The 15,954-nt window shown below is 44.1% G+C and carries 10 protein-coding genes and 3 pseudogenes; 10 read left to right on the top strand and 3 right to left on the bottom strand.

The window, feature by feature from the left end; genetic code table 11:
* Positions 1-12 precede the first annotated feature (12 nt).
* On the top strand, positions 13-957 hold the full coding sequence (locus B9Z54_RS07160; protein WP_113927741.1) for a sensor domain-containing diguanylate cyclase: 945 nt from the start codon (positions 13-15) through the stop codon (positions 955-957).
* An 887-nt stretch (positions 958-1,844) separates the two neighbouring features.
* Here B9Z54_RS07160 and B9Z54_RS07155 read toward each other — a convergent pair.
* Positions 1,845-3,262 (bottom strand): annotated as a pseudogene (locus B9Z54_RS07155) (NAD-dependent succinate-semialdehyde dehydrogenase).
* A 451-nt stretch (positions 3,263-3,713) separates the two neighbouring features.
* Between B9Z54_RS07155 and desA the strand changes: the two are divergent.
* The 3 genes and pseudogenes from desA (at position 3,714) to B9Z54_RS07140 (ending at position 6,952) form a co-directional block, all read left to right on the top strand.
* Positions 3,714-4,736: a Delta(5) desaturase DesA gene (gene desA, locus B9Z54_RS07150; RefSeq protein ID WP_113927759.1), complete on the top strand. Its 1,023-nt coding sequence runs from the start codon at positions 3,714-3,716 to the stop codon at positions 4,734-4,736.
* Positions 4,737-5,220: 484 nt separating this feature from the next.
* Positions 5,221-6,350: pseudogene (locus tag B9Z54_RS07145) on the top strand (sensor histidine kinase).
* Between the two features lie 2 nt (positions 6,351-6,352).
* Positions 6,353-6,952 (top strand): response regulator transcription factor, encoded by a 600-nt coding sequence (locus B9Z54_RS07140; RefSeq protein ID WP_113927740.1) that lies wholly within the window; start codon positions 6,353-6,355, stop codon positions 6,950-6,952.
* A 215-nt stretch (positions 6,953-7,167) separates the two neighbouring features.
* Here the strand turns inward: B9Z54_RS07140 and B9Z54_RS07135 are convergent.
* Positions 7,168-10,223 (bottom strand): annotated as a pseudogene (locus tag B9Z54_RS07135) (efflux RND transporter permease subunit).
* 275 nt (positions 10,224-10,498) lie between these two features.
* Between B9Z54_RS07135 and B9Z54_RS07130 the strand changes: the two are divergent.
* Positions 10,499-11,551 carry a mechanosensitive ion channel family protein gene (locus tag B9Z54_RS07130; protein ID WP_240189832.1) on the top strand — a complete coding sequence of 351 codons (1,053 nt, stop codon included), beginning with the start codon at positions 10,499-10,501 and terminating at the stop codon, positions 11,549-11,551.
* Positions 11,552-11,575: 24 nt separating this feature from the next.
* On the opposite strand, the gene B9Z54_RS07125 is transcribed toward B9Z54_RS07130, so the two are convergent.
* A complete protein-coding gene (locus B9Z54_RS07125; RefSeq protein ID WP_113927739.1) occupies positions 11,576-11,878 on the bottom strand; it encodes a DUF5634 family protein in 303 nt (100 codons plus the stop codon).
* Between the two features lie 346 nt (positions 11,879-12,224).
* Here B9Z54_RS07125 and B9Z54_RS07120 point away from each other — a divergent pair, with 346 nt between their 5' ends.
* The 5 genes from B9Z54_RS07120 to B9Z54_RS24730 all read left to right on the top strand — a co-directional run bounded on the left by B9Z54_RS07120 (position 12,225) and on the right by B9Z54_RS24730 (position 15,931).
* Positions 12,225-12,554: a hypothetical protein gene (locus B9Z54_RS07120; protein WP_113927738.1), complete on the top strand. Its 330-nt coding sequence runs from the start codon at positions 12,225-12,227 to the stop codon at positions 12,552-12,554.
* Positions 12,555-12,574: 20 nt separating this feature from the next.
* On the top strand, positions 12,575-14,161 hold the full coding sequence (locus B9Z54_RS07115; protein ID WP_113927737.1) for a hypothetical protein: 1,587 nt from the start codon (positions 12,575-12,577) through the stop codon (positions 14,159-14,161).
* Entirely contained in the window at positions 14,158-14,919 is a 762-nt protein-coding gene (locus tag B9Z54_RS07110; protein ID WP_113927736.1) for a hypothetical protein, read from the top strand. The genes B9Z54_RS07115 and B9Z54_RS07110 overlap by 4 nt, the downstream gene beginning before the upstream one ends.
* 374 nt (positions 14,920-15,293) lie before the next feature.
* A complete protein-coding gene (locus tag B9Z54_RS07105; protein ID WP_113927735.1) occupies positions 15,294-15,509 on the top strand; it encodes a hypothetical protein in 216 nt (71 codons plus the stop codon).
* A 263-nt stretch (positions 15,510-15,772) separates the two neighbouring features.
* Positions 15,773-15,931, top strand: coding sequence for a hypothetical protein (locus B9Z54_RS24730; RefSeq protein ID WP_162785124.1), 159 nt, complete (start codon positions 15,773-15,775; stop codon positions 15,929-15,931).
* Positions 15,932-15,954: the final 23 nt, after the last annotated feature.

Genomic DNA, 15,954 nt, shown 5'->3' with positions numbered 1-15,954 from the left:
AGGAGGAACGCTATGGAGATATGGACATTAATAGCAGGCATCGCCGCAGGTGTGTCCCTATTCAAAGGCTTTGATTATATAAAAAATTCAGAGGCAAGGGAAAATGAAAAACGGATCTATCAACTGGTGGAAAGGTCGAAGGATATCATCTACTATTGTGAAACAAAGCCGCAGCTGAGATTCAGGTATCTAAGTCCGTCCATCGACAGTATATTGGGCAGCGGAGTTCAAGTGCGGAGCATGGTGAACGCCTGGACTAGCATAGATCTCCTTCATCCTGATGACAGGGAGTTATTAGATAGGAAGTTATCCGGGAAACTGGACTACAGCCAGCCGATCATCCAGAGATGGAAAGATGATGAGGGAAACTACAAGTATTTTGAAGAGTTTGCCACTCCTATTTTTAAAAATGGTGAAATGACAGCGATTCAGGGGGTCATCCGTAATATTGATGAGAAAATGCGGCTGCAGGAAGAACTGATTTATAAGGCTCATCATGATGGGTTGTCTGGACTTTACAACAGGCTCTTTTTTGAAACTCAATCAACTGAGCTGGATGAGGAGAATGACATTCCTGTTGCTCTCTTGCTCTGTGACCTCGACGAACTGAAGTACTATAATGATACACACGGCCACCGGACAGGGGATGAATTGATTAAAGAAACAAGCAAAATTCTCCGTTCCCTGCAAAGTGACGAGGTTCTCATTGCCAGAATCGGCGGAGATGAATTTGCCGTTCTTATCAAAGATACTGAAAAGCATCCACCTGAAGAGCTGAAAAAAACTATCCATCAGAAGATTGCCAACTATAATCGATTCAGCAAAAGAATTAAAATTATGCTTTCTATCGGGATCTCTTCAAGCATGACATCCCTTGGAAAAATGAATGAGCTATATACCTCTGCGGATCAAAATATGTATGAAGAAAAACGAAGGAGGAAAAAGAGCTTTAGTTAAGGGCTGCTTTGCTTCCGGGCAGGATTAGATCTTTGCCATGGCTCCCGGGGGATGCATTGTTACAGTCTGGGCTTTGTTTTGGAGTGAGGCTGTGCCGAAACTCCAGTCTTATTCCTGGTTTTCTTTTTAATAAAATGAGAAGCCCTGCCTGTTCAGCCTCATGCTGAACGGGCGGGGCTTTAAAATGTAATTCGCCTTTGAGAAAGTATAAGTTGATGGTACGGTTAGCAAGGAAACGTACCATCAACGGAGAGCAAAGCAAAGTTGATGGTACGATTAGTAAGGAAACGTACCATCAACGGAGAGCAAAGCAAAGTTAATGGTACGATTAGCAAGGAAACGTACCATCAACGGAGAGCAAAGCAAAGTTAATGGTACGATTAGTAAGGAAACATACCATCGACGGCGGTCGAGGCAAAGATAATGGTACGATTAGTAAGGAAACGTACCATCAACGGAGAGCAAAGCAAAATTGATGGTACGATTAGTAAGGAAACGTACCATCAACGGAGAGCAAAGCAAAGATAATGGTACGATTAGTAAGGAAACGTACCATCAACGGAGAGCAAAGCAAAGTTAATGGTACGATTAGTAAGGAAACGTACCATCAACGGAGAGCAAAGCAAAGATAATGGTACGATTAGTAAGGAAACGTACCATCAACGGAGAGCGAAGTAAAGTTACTGGTACGATTAGCAAGGAAACGTACCATCAACGGGGTGGTGCCCCAAAGTTAATGGTACGATTAACAAGAAAACGTACCATCAACAGGTGGCGAAACCACAAGATAAAGGTACGGTTAGCTTCCAACTGAACTAGTTGCCCTAATCTGCCGAAAAAGTTCTTACACTCCTGGAAACCAACTTGAACGAAAACAAGTAAGCGTTCTATAGACCCAGTGATATATATTTTACCTCGAGATACTCTTCAATCCCATGGTGTCCGCCTTCACGGCCAATACCGCTTTGCTTGAAACCGCCAAACGGCGCTTGCGGAGTGGAAGGCATACCGTCATTTAAGCCGACGATTCCGTATTCCAAGGCTTCACTAACCGTTATTCCTTTTGTGATATTTTCCGTGAAAACATAGGCCGCCAAACCATAGATAGAATCATTTGCACGTTCGATGGCTTCGTCGGTTGATGAAAAGGTTGAGATCGGAGCCAGTGGTCCGAATGTTTCCTCGGTCATGCAGAGCATATTATCTTTAACGTTGGAAATGATTGTAGGACCAAAGAACAAGCCTTCCTCTTGGTTTCCGCCGTACTCCAGAGTTGCTCCCGCTTTAAGCGCATCTTCCAAGTGTTTCTTCACTTTTTCTACCGCTGCTGCATCAATGAGAGGGCCGATATCCACCCCTTCATCCAAACCATTTCCTACTTTTAATTGCTTAACTTTTTCGACCAGCTTTTTGGTGAAGGGTTCCTCAATGGACTCGTGGACATATATGCGGTTTGAGCAGACGCATGTCTGTCCGGCATTCCTGAACTTGGCTGCAATGACTCCGTCTACCGCTTTGTCTATGTCACAGTCTTCCAACACAAGGACAGGTGCATGGCCGCCAAGCTCCAAGGATACTTTCTTTACCGTTTCAGCCGAGCCTCTCATCAAGAGCTTGCCGACCTCGGTCGATCCGGTGAAAGTTAATTTCCGTACCCGTGTGTCGGAGAGCCAGGTTTCACCGATCTCCTTGGCATCACCCGTCACTACGTTAAGGACCCCTATTGGTATTCCTGCTTCTTCAGCAAGTTGAACCAGCTTCAGAGCGGTCAGCGGCGTTTGCTCCGCAGGTTTTATGACGGCCGTGCACCCGGTGGCCAGGGCTGGGGCAACTTTCCTCGTAATCATGGCCGCCGGGAAATTCCACGGGGTGATAGCAGCGACGACTCCTACCGGCTGCTTTTGAACAAAGAGCCGCTTGTTTCTTTGGGTTGCAGGAATCGTTTCTCCGTAAACCCGTTTTCCCTCTTCCGCATACCAGGAGATGAAACCATTCGCGTAACTTATTTCACCCGCAGCTTCCTTTAGTGGTTTTCCCTGCTCCATGGTCATGGTCTTTGCCAGGTCACCTTTATTTTTTCAATAAGTTCATGCCATTTAAAGAGAAGCTCGCTTCTTTCATAGGCAGAATAAGCCGACCATTCTTTAAAAGCGGAGTGAGCAGCATCGACGGCTGCCTGCGCTTCATCTCTTCCTCCATTCGGCACAGTGGCGATCACCTTTGAATCAGCGGGATTCAGGACCTTGATTTCTGGCAGCCTTTCACCAGCTTCCTCTCCATTAATTCTCATCATGTATTTCTCCATAACTAACGCCTCCTGAAATTTATATTTCTTTTGCGCCCACGACTCCTGGATACTTCACTCCCATTATATCAATTGGAAAAAAGGGGATGACAGGAATAAGCCCTGCGGAATGTATGTTTAAGATAGTGTATATCTGGGGTAAAGGATTTTTAGTTTTTAGGAGACTGCTAACAGGACTGCTATATAATACCGTCTGGCTGCGATCCCCCTTCAACTTCGGAAATCAACTGTTTTACTAGAGAGAAAAGCAATATGAAAAAAATGAAATAATGCCCGGAAAATTAGTTCATGCTAATGAATGAGGAAGCTATATTCTCCTTAGAAGTCAGACTTATACAGGGGATTCAACAGCAGTGTCGCCTGCAGCCTTCTTGTCATGACAGGCAAGTCTGCAATTTATTACTTTCTTCTATACATAGTGAAGCTAAAAAAATGGAAAGGATTAAAAACGATGACGAAACAAAAGACAAATTTATTAAGAAAACAGGTGTCGCCATTTGAAGGTTCGGAGACTGCCAAAAGTGTCTTCCAGCTTGTAACCACTCTGGCTCTATTCATTTCTGTATGGGTTCTTGCTTACATAAGCCTTTCTGTCTCCTACCTGCTGACGTTGATTATTGGAGTTGTCGGTGCAGGGTTATTGACACGCATTTTCATTATATTCCATGATTGCTGCCATTACTCATTTTTCAAAAAGAGGAAGTCGAATCAGATTATCGGTACGATTACCGGAATCGTCACACTGTTCCCGTTTTATCAATGGCAGCACGACCATACGGTTCATCATGCAACAAGCTCAAACCTGGACAAGCGCGGAACAGGAGACATTTGGATGATGACAGTTGATGAATATAAGAAAGCCTCTTTCTGGACGAAGGTTTCGTACCGCCTTTACCGCAATCCCCTTGTCATGTTCGGGTTGGGACCGATTTATGTTTTCCTGATTACAAACCGATTTAACCGAAAAGGGGCACGGAAGAAAGAACGGATCAATACCTATATTACGAATGCAGCTATTGCAGCGATCGTGACAGTGCTTTGCATCACAGTCGGCTGGCAGGCATTCCTGCTGGTACACGGAACAATCTTCTATATAGCTGGAATCATGGGAATCTGGTTATTCTATGTTCAGCATACATTTGAAGATTCATATTTTGAGGAGAACAAGGAGTGGGATTTTGTACTAGCTGCAGTGGAGGGCAGTTCCTTTTACAAGCTGCCAAAGATTCTTCAATGGTTTACCGGCAATATCGGCTTCCACCATGTACACCATCTTGCACCGAGAGTCCCGAACTACAAGCTTGAAGAAGCCCATCGAAGCAATGAATCACTACAGCACGTACCGACAATCACCCTGGGTACAAGTTTAAGTTCATTGAAGTTCAAATTATGGGATGAGACTAACAAAAAGTTCGTCCGTTTCAAGGATATTAAAGCTGCCTCAACAGCAGAAAACATGACAGTGTCAGACTGAGTTTCACGTGCGATCCAGCTTACGGGCTGGATCGTATTTGTTTTTCTATACAAACGGGAGTCCTGAAATTTGCAAGGGGCTAGACGGGCCGCTTCCGCTTTTTTCAATCCAGCTCCAAGGCCCCAACGGCTAGCGTACAGTCCGTCCCCTCCTTTGCGAATCCAGTTTCGAGGTCCCAACGGCTAGCAGATTTCGGTCTCTCTCCTTGCGATAAGTCATCATCAACTCACTTTGCTCGTTGTGATTCCTTTATCTCATACGAGAGCCCTAAAATCTGTACGCCGCTAAGCGGGACCTCTCCACTTTATAAGATAAGTCATCATCGAATCACTTCGTTCTTCGTGATTCCTTTATCTTAATATGGGGCCGGTACAGCCCGTACGCCGCTGAGCGGGGCCTTTTCGCTTTTTTTAGTTATGGAAATGTGTTGACAAAAAGGATAAGATGTAAGGAGAATATAGATTCGAAAAATGAGGTTTTTGTAATGTTTAAAAGGTATTTGGAGTTTCAGCGCAACAGCGGGGTCTCCCCGTATATATGGATTATCTTGTATATCCTCCCGTTTTATTTTATATTTCAATCTTCTTCTATGATTGTGATTATCAGCGGGATCATTTTAACCATACTGTTTTTGTTTTTTATCAAATAGCATTTTTCTCAAAGGGGTGGCTGGTCTATCTCTGGACATTCATCTTGATTGCGATCTCCACGGCATCCACTTCATTATTCAGTTATGTGTACTTTGCTTTTTTCCTGGCCCATTATATCGGTAACATCAGGCACAGAAGGACTTTCTTGATTTTGTACTTTGCCCATTTGCTCAGTACCACTATTTCGATAAATATCACTATTATCCAGGATGAGGCTTTTTTCATAAAGCAGTTTCCGTTTGTTATCATTATTTGGATCAGTGTCATCCTTCTGCCCTTTAATATTCATAACCGCAAAGAGCGCGGACAGCTTGAGGATAAACTGGAGGATGCGAACAAACGAATTTCCGAACTTGGCAAGATTGAGGAGAGGCAGCGAATAGCCCGGGACCTGCATGACACGCTTGGTCAAAAGCTTTCTTTGATCGGCTTGAAAAGTGATCTTGCCCGAAAACTGATCAATAAAGACCCGGAAAGAGCCCAAGATGAGTTAAAGGATGTGCAGCAGACCGCTCGTACCGCTTTGAATGAGGTACGTAAAATGGTCTCTTCCATGAGGGGTATCCGTCTTGAAGACGAACTCATCACCGTGACAAAAATACTGGACGCTGCCGAGATTAAATTTTCCGGAGTTAAGGAACTTGATTTAAAGAATGTATCGCTGCTGACTGAAAATATTCTAAGTATGTGCTTAAAGGAAGCAGTCACGAATATTGTTAAGCATAGTGGAGCAACGGCATGTGAAATAAAAATCGAACAATCATGGAAAGAAATTGTCATGGTGATCAAGGATAATGGTACTTTCCGGGACCCAAGTCAGGAAGAGCGAAAAGGGCTTGGTTTAGTAGGAATGAAGGAAAGGCTGCAGTTTATAAATGGAGATATGGAGATAATCAAAGAAGATGGAACTATGCTTGTCATTTCTGTGCCAAACGATGTCAAGCAGATTGAACAGGGGGAATAATAATGATCAAAATCGTAATTGCTGAAGATCAGCAGATGCTGCTGGGGGCATTCGGCTCTTTACTTGATTTAGAAGACGATATGGAAGTAGTCGGGAAGGCATCCAATGGTGATGAAGCATTGCGGCTTGTTCGTGAATTCCACCCTGATATCTGTATCATGGATATTGAAATGCCGGGCAAAACTGGCTTGGATGCAGCCGAGGAGCTAAAGGGCAGCGGGTGCAAGATTATTATCTTGACGACTTTCGCCCGGTCTGGTTACTTTCAAAGAGCTTTAAAAGCCGGGGTGAATGGCTATCTCTTAAAAGACAGCCCAAGTGAGGATCTGGCTAACTCCATCCGGAGCGTGATGGCAGGGAAGCGAATGTACGCACCCGAGCTCATTGAAGATGCCTATGGAGAAGGAAACCCTTTGACAGTCAGGGAGATAGAAGTGCTTGAACTGGTTGCCGATGGGAAAAATACCAAGGAAATTGCCGACGAGCTCAGCATCAAAACAGGAACTGTCCGGAACTATATCTCCACTATCCTCGATAAGCTGCAGGTGAAAAACCGTATCGAAGCTATTACTCAATCGAAGGAAAAGGGCTGGTTCAAGTGACAGTCACTCCCCGGGATTTGTCAGTATTTGTCGCAGGGAACAATTCTTAGGGGCATGAAGACTGGGGGAAGGGAATCTGGAAAAAGAAGCTTTCCAATGGGTTATCACAAAAAGCTTTTTTCGATATTGCACCCCTCAACATAGGGGACTGAAGAGACCGTTCAATCTAAACAGAAAAGCCCTTTCCGATGTGGAAAGGGCTTTTCTCATTTATGTCAGCTTAAAGCTTCTGTTTCTTTCAAAGCCGCGGTTTTGCGTTTTCTTCGATTCTTTTTAAAACTAAAGCTGAATCTCATTGTTGTGAACAAACGATAGACCGCCGGGATCAACAGCAGGGTGATGAATGTAGCAAACATCAGTCCGGAAATGATGACGGTAGCCATCGGTGCCTGATAGTTTCCTGATGCTCCGGATGCAAGTGCAAGCGGAAGCATCCCGCCTGCTGTCGTCAGTGTTGTCATAAAGATAGGACGAATGCGGTTTTTTCCTGCCTCAATCAGCGCTTCTTCTACTGAATACCCTTCGCTGCGAAGCTGATTCGTCCTGTCTATCAGTAATATAGCGTTATTCAGGACAATGCCTATCAACATGACTATTCCCATTCCGGACATGACGCTTAATTCCCTCTGAGTTAAGAACAAGCCAAGAATCACACCTGTAAAGGTCATCGGTATGACGGACATGACAATAATCGGATGGGCAAGGTGATTGAACTGGACTGCCATAACAAGGTAAACAAGGAAGATGGAAATTCCCAGGATTAGCAGCATTTCCTTCATCAGTTCCTGCTGCTGTTCCAAATCGCCTGCAATGGACACGGAGTATCCTGCAGGGGAGTCGAAATCGCTGATCAGCTTCTGAACTTCACGATTTACCGCTCCCAGGTCTTTTCCTTCAATATCGGCTGAAACGGATAAGAATCTTTCTCCATCTACATGGCTGATTTCATTAGGGGTATTGATACTCTTCAGTTCGATGAAGGAGGATAATTTCTTTCCGCCTTCAGGTGTTTGGATTGTCATATCTAAGAGTGAGTTTTCTGTATTGATTTTTTCATTCCATTGAGCTGCCAAAGGTATGTTTTCCCCATCAAGGGTCATTTCTCCGATTGGCCTCTCAAGGAAAGCCTGGCTGATAAATTGCTGGATGATAGAGCTGTTTAAACCAGCCTTTTCGATTTCTTCCTCTTTTAAGACGATTTCCTGTTCAAGGGAAGTACGCTCCAAGGAGTTTGTCACACCAACAATACCATCGATTTTTTCAAGTTCTTTTACAAAGTCATCAGAAACGGCTTTAAGCCCTTCAAAGCTTTCTCCCTGTATGTTCACTTGGACAGGGTAGCCTCCGCCGGCCGACATGGCACTTTGAACGCTTTCGACTGGGTATGATTTTTCAAGGGCACGGAGCTTTTTAAAGATTTCCTCGTTTACTTCTTTCTGTTCTGCTGTAATGTTATCTTCCTTTGTCATGTTGATGACCGTATAAAGCATGCTTCCGTTATCCATAATGTAGCTTGATTCCACATCCTGGATGGAAGAAAGTTCTTCAGTTACAGCAGCGATGAGTTTTTCTTTGTCTTCTGAATTGACTCCGGTTTCCAAATCAATCAACAATTCAGCATAGCGGTTAAATACATCCGGCATGATGGTCATCGGAATCTTTGTCACGAGAAACATGGAGCTGACAAACACCAGAAAAAAGGCAGAGATAACAGCAAAACTATAGCGTTTTTTCTTAACGATCCATGAAATCACTCCGCTGTATGAACGCATGAAACGGGATTCTTTCTTCTCACGCTTCTTCCTGCCTGTTTTTAAAAAGTTATCTGAAAGAGCAGGAATCAGGGTGAAAGAGATAAGAACGGAGCTGATCAGAGTAAAGGCGACTACAGCGGACAACATAATCATGAATTGTCCCATCTCTCCTCCAAGAAGTCCGATCGGTAAAAATACGACAATCGTAGTCAGCATGGAGGCGATGACTGCTGAGGCAACCTCTTTTGTACCATGGATGACAGCTTCCATCCGTTGAAGGCCGCTTTCTTTTTCTTATAGATCGATTCCAGTATAACGATTGAGGAGTCGACCATCATTCCTATGCCAAGCCCCAGCCCGATAAGCGTCAGCATGTTCAGGCTGTAATCGAAGACCCACATAGCGGCAAAGGTCAACAGTACAGATGTAGGGATCGATATCCCGACAATGATGGTGGCCCTGATGTTACGCAGGAAGATCAGAAGGATGGCAAAGGCGATGGCAGCCCCGATGAAAATGTTGCTTGTCACCCCATCAATCGAGTCTTGAACATAATCAGCTTGCGCCACCATTTCATTCAGTTCAAAACCTGTCACAAGGTTTTCTTCCCGGATATTTTCTATTTCGGCCCTGACCGCGGCAGCCATCTCAATTTGTGAGACATCCGACACTCTGCCGACTTGCACAAAAATCAGGTCCTTGCTGCCATCTTTCCAAACGGGAGATATATTTTGTGATGGCTGCAATGTAATCTTTGCAATTTCCTTTAAAGGAATAAAACCAGATGCTGCAGGGATTTGGATATCTTCAACATCTTCCGCATTTTCCAGCTTGGTATTCCAGCGAAGAGAAGGAGAATCGGCGTCCGCGCTCAGTTCCCCAAGAGTTGCTTCACTTCCGGCTTCACCGATAATACCAGCCACCTGGTTGATGTCCAAGCCCCGTTTTGTCATTTCCTCGCGATTAAACTCTATCGCCATTTCATTTTCGATGATTCCTGACAAATCAACTTCCCTGACCTCTGGCAGTTCTTCCAACCGGGGTTCCAGGATGTCTTTCGCAAATGACGTCATCCTTTCCATATCGCCGCCTGATACATCCATAAAGAACTCAAAGCTTTGGCTTGCTCCGTACTGCCCTGTCACAATATCCTGGATGCCTGGCAGCTCGGAAGCAGAAGAGTTTACAAGCGACTCCACCTCTTTATATACTTCCTCGCCTTTTCCTCTTGAAAAGGTCAGCTGCAGGGAACTGCTACCTATATTGGTTGTTGACTCAATTTTTTCTACACCTTCCACACCCTGTATCCTTTGCTCTAAGGGCGTGGTGATGGTGCGTTCGATTTCGGCGGCGGACATTTCCCCTGCACTCACCTCAACGTATGCACCATCCATCTGCATTGGGGGCATCAGTTCCTTATCCAGGTCCAAGACCGCATAACTACCGAACAGGACCACAAGTACGGATAGTAACCCCACCAAAATCTTCTTCTTAACAACGAACTCCACCAGCTTCATACTACCTCTCCTTTTTCAAAATCCCTCTACTTGAAACTCCTTGTTTACCTGCCTCCTCTAAAATATCTTGACTGCCGATAGTAAAGATTCTCCAGATAACAGGTAAATCCTTCCTATAACAGTGTAACCTTTTCAATAAAATTACAAATCAAGCTTCAGACATAAAAAAACTAAGGCTTAAGCCGTAGAAACAACCATAAACAGAAGTGTTGCCTGCCTGGATTGGGGTATTAAGAGAGAGAAGCAATCAGATATTGAAAAGTCAGGTGAAACAAATGGAGAGGATTTTGAATGAGTTGTCCGAAATCAATTTAATGTGGTTCATTGCTTTTCTGGTGCTTATCCTTATTGGAAACTACATTCTTTCAAAAGCAGCTGAATACATAGGAAAACGGAGTTCAGGAGGAAAGAGAAGGGCGGCAGCAACAGTTCGCTCGGTTTTAAACTGGTTGAGTTTTTATGGTGCGCTGCTCTTGTTCCTGCTGTATTTCTGGGGAGAAGAGTGGATGACCTACACATTGTATTCCCAAGGAGGAGTGGACGTATCATTCTTCCTGATCCTTGTGGCGTTTATGATTGTATCCTTGGCGCACAGGCTGGTGAAAATATTTACGCTTTATGTATTGAAGCCTGCGTATGAATATTATGGGATCGATACAGGTTTGGGGTACACTTTTAACCGAATCATTTACTATACGGTCATGATCCTTGCGCTGGTAATCAGCTTGACAACTGTCGGACTGGACCTTACAGCCATTGCCGCGGTCCTGGGTGTACTGGGAATCGGAATCGGGTTTGGAATGAGAAATATTGCCGGTAACTTCATTTCAGGTGTGATCATTCTATTCGAGCGGCCGATTGAAGTAGGGGAAGTCATCCAGATTAATGGGAAGAATGGCAGAGTGGAAAAAATCCGGCTGCGTTCCACGATTATCAGGACAGCAAAAGAAGGCACGTTGATCGTACCGAACCAATATTTTATAGAGCAAATTGTAAGAAATCGCTCCAATGTCGCGATGAGTGCAGAGGTCACTGTCAGTGTCAGTTATGGAGCAGACACTAAGAGAGTTGAAGGCTTGCTCGAAAAAGCAGTCAAAAAGGTTAGGGAGGATGCTGAGGGAATCCTGGACAACCCCCCTCCTGATATACGATTGGTCGATTTCAAAAACCAGGCACTCGAATTTCTAGTAATTATTCCGGTCACTAACTTTCAGATAAAAGAAAAAGTAGAAAGTGATCTTCGCCATGCCATTGCGAAAATATTCCTGGAAAATGAAATTGAACTGGCGCCGCTTGTGTATGCGGGACTGCGTGATACTGAGGAATGATCTTGTTTAGACACGCTATAACAACTAAATCATCTTAAGTGCAGCTTCTATACTATTGAATCCCGATGTATCAACAGATTCCGGGTCATCGGATTCAATGGTCCATTGTTCCGACGAGGGTTCCAAGCCGCCGTCGTGATCCTTTTTATATGGAAGGTGGATCATATAAGCTTTCCCGTCTTTTTTCATAGTATATCCCAGATAATATTGATCCTTTTGGCCTTCTTCCTCGAAGATGCCGATATCTTCCAAACCATACTCCTCCAAAAGGGAAGGGAAGGCTGTTTGCAAATCATTGATTAACTGTTCCCTGGAAATAAACGCCAAAGTTGTACCTCCTTTCTGCAGGTGTGTGTTCTTAATATGGATGGATTCCATTTAAATAACCATATGCTTTGTTGGTAAGTCATGTTAACCTGGAAAATCCTCGACAAAGCAGGATGTGTCTTTTAATACCAGTCCCATTTGCGCGGTTATACTTTGTTTAATAAAGTGGTATTATTAAGGGCTATGAATGTACAGGCAAAGGAATGAGGAAAAAGCGTCATATTGCAAAGAATATTACATGTCAGGGAGAAATTGTTGTAAAATTGCAATCTTTCCATAGCAGAAGTTTGATAAAATAAAGTAACTGGAAAAGTATATAAGAGAATATACTTAGCGGAGGATTGTCATGAAAACAGATGAACAATACATACAAAAAACTTTTTACAAAGAGTTTATGAAAGATGAAGGTGGAAAACACCCCATTGCGGTTCTGGGGGAAGCCCACCTTGAGGAGCAGCAAAAGGAGATAGCTGATTTATCCTATATCCGTTTTGCCCAGGGCGAGGTCTATTTTCATCATAAAGATTATGAAGCGGCCATTTTTAAATGGGAAAATATCCATAATGAATTGTCAGGATGGGCTCAAAAAACACCGCGGATGCTTTCTTCGAATTGGACCAGCTCTCTACTGCCGAAGAGGTCTACAAGTCTGTCCAGACAGAGTGCACTTCCTTAAAAGCAGAGGTGGCTCTTAATTTGTTCTCGCTGTATATTAAACAAGGAAACCTGGTCAGTGCAGATGCAGTGATCAAGAACGCCATCTCGATGAATCCGGATTATCCGGACATGACCTTGATTGCGCAACGATTTTTTGAGGAGAACGGGGATTGGCACAGTGCAGCGGAGCTAGCTGTAAATGAAGCGATCAGAACAGAGGATCTGCATTGGTTTGAAATAGTAAAAGGGTATGTAAATGCCGGGGTGACCCGGGATATCATCCCATCCTATTTCACGGAAATGCTTTTCACCCTTTCAACGATAGATAAGCAATTATTTGAACAGACAATCACTTCTCTTTGGAAAAGCTACAGTGGAAGTGAAATGTTTGAGGAATGGATTTTGAAGGCAAACCTGTTGATCCTTGATATTGAGGTGAAGCCGGATGACAGGTGGCATGAGCTTTCACCACTCTATAAGGATACATTCGAGACGCTCATGAACAGCGGCCGTTTTATAAAGTCACTGAGCCCTGTTGTGCCCGGCCTTCTTATGGCATGGATCAAAATAACTGATGGTCAGCATGCAATTTATGCTTCTTCGGCGCTTCTTTCTTGGGAAGAGACGTTCCCTAAGAGCATCGATGGCTGGGCAGTGAGGAAAGCCAGAGACCTAATCAGCAGTGCCGATTCCAAAAAAGATGGTTTTGCCGCCGCAATGAGCCTCCATGATGAAGTTGCACATTGGACAAACCAGCATGATATCAGCATTGATAGAAGACATCAATGGATAATGAGTGAACTTAAAAATACCGAGATTCACCGACTGCTGGTTACAGGTTCTTCAGAAGAGGAGATCTTTTCCCTGATCAAGCGCGTTATAGGGGAAAATATATTGGCGGAGCTTCCGTCCACACCGGTTCTCTTTAAAAATAATAATAGAACGGAATATAGGAGAATTTCTGAAAATGACATTTCAGCCCTTGGGAGCAAAGAAGAATTCCTGGAAGAGTCGATGCTTTTGCGCCAGCCAGGGTCGGTTTGGCTTCAGTATGAGCAGCCGGCTGCATTCCTTCAGGAAAACAGCTTATCCCTCATGCTTGCATCAAATGTAACTGGAGCCAGCGTGCTAAATATGGCTGACAGCATTTTGTATGTGATTGATGGAAAGCAGCGATTAACGGAAACTATTTTCCAAGGTCTGGTCAAGCTCAAAGATAAAAATCCTGGCTTGCAAGTCAATGTCCTGCTTTCTGTTCAGCATGGGGTGGTACCGGATAAGACTATTTCTGAAACAAAGTCTTTATTAGGAAGGTATTTCCCTGATGCACAGGTTTTCCAGGCGTCTTCAGCTGAAGATTTGTCTGCGGTTGCACGTTTCCACTTCAGTGCTCCTTCCGCAGAGGAAAGAACCGAGAAACTGCTTTACTTTGTGAAAGATATTTTAAAGGATCTCCTGAGGCAGAGAGTGGATAGGGAAAACAGCCTTATCGACTCCATCCAATGGAACAAGGATATGGAAAAGAAACTGAATGGAGCCCGGCTGCAGCTTGAAGATATCGAAGCAGAGAAGGCGGCGTCCATTAAGAATGCTTTTGTAGAAAAACCAGCCAGGTTCAAAATATGATAGTAGAAGAACTTCCGAAACTTCTGCAAAAATGCGGGGATTTCGTAAATGAAGAGAGTGATTTCCGAACGCTCCACTTATCTCTTAATGAAGAGATGAATAAGCGGATTGAGGGATACTTGAATGAGAAGGCCATGCCTCAGCTCAGGCAGAACCTTGATGAATGGATCTCCTTCTCTAATGAGGAACTTGAAAACGGCCAGCTTCACCTTGAGGAAATGCGGGACAGTTTCAATGCAATGTACCGCGAAGAGAGGCTTGAACTGCTTTGTGACTTCAAGGTGCTCAATGACTGGAGGCGAGATGCTGACAGGATGACGAGCAAGGTCATGAAAGATAACGTCAATATACTACTGAGGCGCAATCCCTCTCAAGTGTTATTAAAAAGTGTCGGCAAGCTCTTCGGTTCCATCGGTCAGAACAAACAAATGCTTCACCATCAATACACAAAATTCATTGAGAATGAAAGCTATGAAGATACTGCCATGGTTGTAATGGAAAGATTCATGGGACAGTTCCAGCTGTTTCAGCAATCCATTGAAAGAGATGTAGCCATCTTCTTCAGGGGACCGCTTGCCGAACTGCAGCAAACTGCGGAGGACACGAAGAATTTGATTGCGGACAATGAGTTTGAAGTGAGTACCCTTAAAGCCAATCCTGAAACAGTCAAGGATCCATTGACACTCTATACTATCAGGCAGCGTCAATTGGAGCTAATTTATACAGAAAATAAACAGACTTCTTTTGTAAAAGCCTGATTGATGACGAGGCTTTGATTCGGTTGGTAAAGGTGAGGAAAGAATTAAAAATTTGATAATTTGGCGGCGGAATCCTTTGAGGTTCCGTCTTTTTTTTGTGAGCCTGTTTTCGCAGAGGCTATGGCTATTATAATATTGAGGGATTTCCGCTCCAGGCGCGCGACTCCGCGGGGCGGGCGTTGAGCCTTCTCGGCTTCATATAAAGCGGAAGCGGCCGTTCATCACCGTACGGATTTAAGGGCTCCTGCATGAGATAAAGGAATCACGAAGGACGATAGCGATTCTATGATGACTTATCGCAAGGAAGGAGAGGATGGATACATGAGTGAACGCTTTTTAGGAGAGATATGTATCCAGAAGGGGAGGGTGGATACATGAGTGATCGTTTTTCAGGTGAGATATGTATCCAGAAGGGAAGGGTGGGTACACGAGTAATCGCTTTTGAGATGAGATATGTATCCAGAAGGGGAGAGTGGGTACATGAGTGGTCGCTTTTGAGTAGAGATATGTATCCAGAAGGGGAGAGTGGATACATGAGTGATGGCTTTCGAGGTGAGATATGTATCCAGAAGAAGAGAGTGGATACATGAGTGATCTCTTTTGAGGTGAGATATGTATCCAGAAGGGGAGAGTAGGTACATGAGTGGTCGCTTTTTAGGTGAGATATGTATCCAGAAGGGGAGGATGGATACATGAGTGAACGCTTTTTAGGAGAGATATGTATCCAGAAGGGGTGAGTGGATACATGAGTGATCGTTTTTCAGGAGAGATATGTATACAGAAGGGGTGAGTGGATACATGAGTGTAACGTTTTGGTGAGATATGTATCCAGAAGGGAAGGGTGGGTGTATGAGTGATCGTTTTTCTAGTAGAGATATGTATCCAGAAGGAGAGGGTGGATACACGAGTGGTCGCTTTTGAGGAGAGATATGTATCCAGAAGGGAGAGTGGATACATGAGTGATGGCTTTCGAGGTGAGATATGTATCCAGAAGAAGAGAGTGGATACATGAGTGATCTCTTTGAGGAGAGATAT

Origin of the sequence: Bacillus sp. P14.5 (genome assembly GCF_003316765.1) — a bacterium.
GTDB lineage: Bacteria > Bacillota > Bacilli > Bacillales > Bacillaceae_B > Rossellomorea.
The sequence above is the reverse complement of the archived record's forward strand: the minus strand, read 5'-3'. Positions and strand labels throughout refer to the sequence as shown.

Excerpts from the sequence above, each read along its gene's own strand:
- desA (WP_113927759.1), top strand. The coding sequence starts at position 3,714 with ATGACGAAACAAAAGACAAATTTATTAAGAAAACAGGTGTCGCCATTT.
- B9Z54_RS07130 (WP_240189832.1), top strand. The coding sequence starts at position 10,499 with ATGGAGAGGATTTTGAATGAGTTGTCCGAAATCAATTTAATGTGGTTC.
- B9Z54_RS07105 (WP_113927735.1), top strand. The coding sequence starts at position 15,294 with ATGAGTGATCGTTTTTCAGGTGAGATATGTATCCAGAAGGGAAGGGTG.
- B9Z54_RS07120 (WP_113927738.1), top strand. The coding sequence starts at position 12,225 with ATGAAAACAGATGAACAATACATACAAAAAACTTTTTACAAAGAGTTT.
- B9Z54_RS07160 (WP_113927741.1), top strand. The coding sequence starts at position 13 with ATGGAGATATGGACATTAATAGCAGGCATCGCCGCAGGTGTGTCCCTA.
- B9Z54_RS07110 (WP_113927736.1), top strand. The coding sequence starts at position 14,158 with ATGATAGTAGAAGAACTTCCGAAACTTCTGCAAAAATGCGGGGATTTC.
- B9Z54_RS07140 (WP_113927740.1), top strand. The coding sequence starts at position 6,353 with ATGATCAAAATCGTAATTGCTGAAGATCAGCAGATGCTGCTGGGGGCA.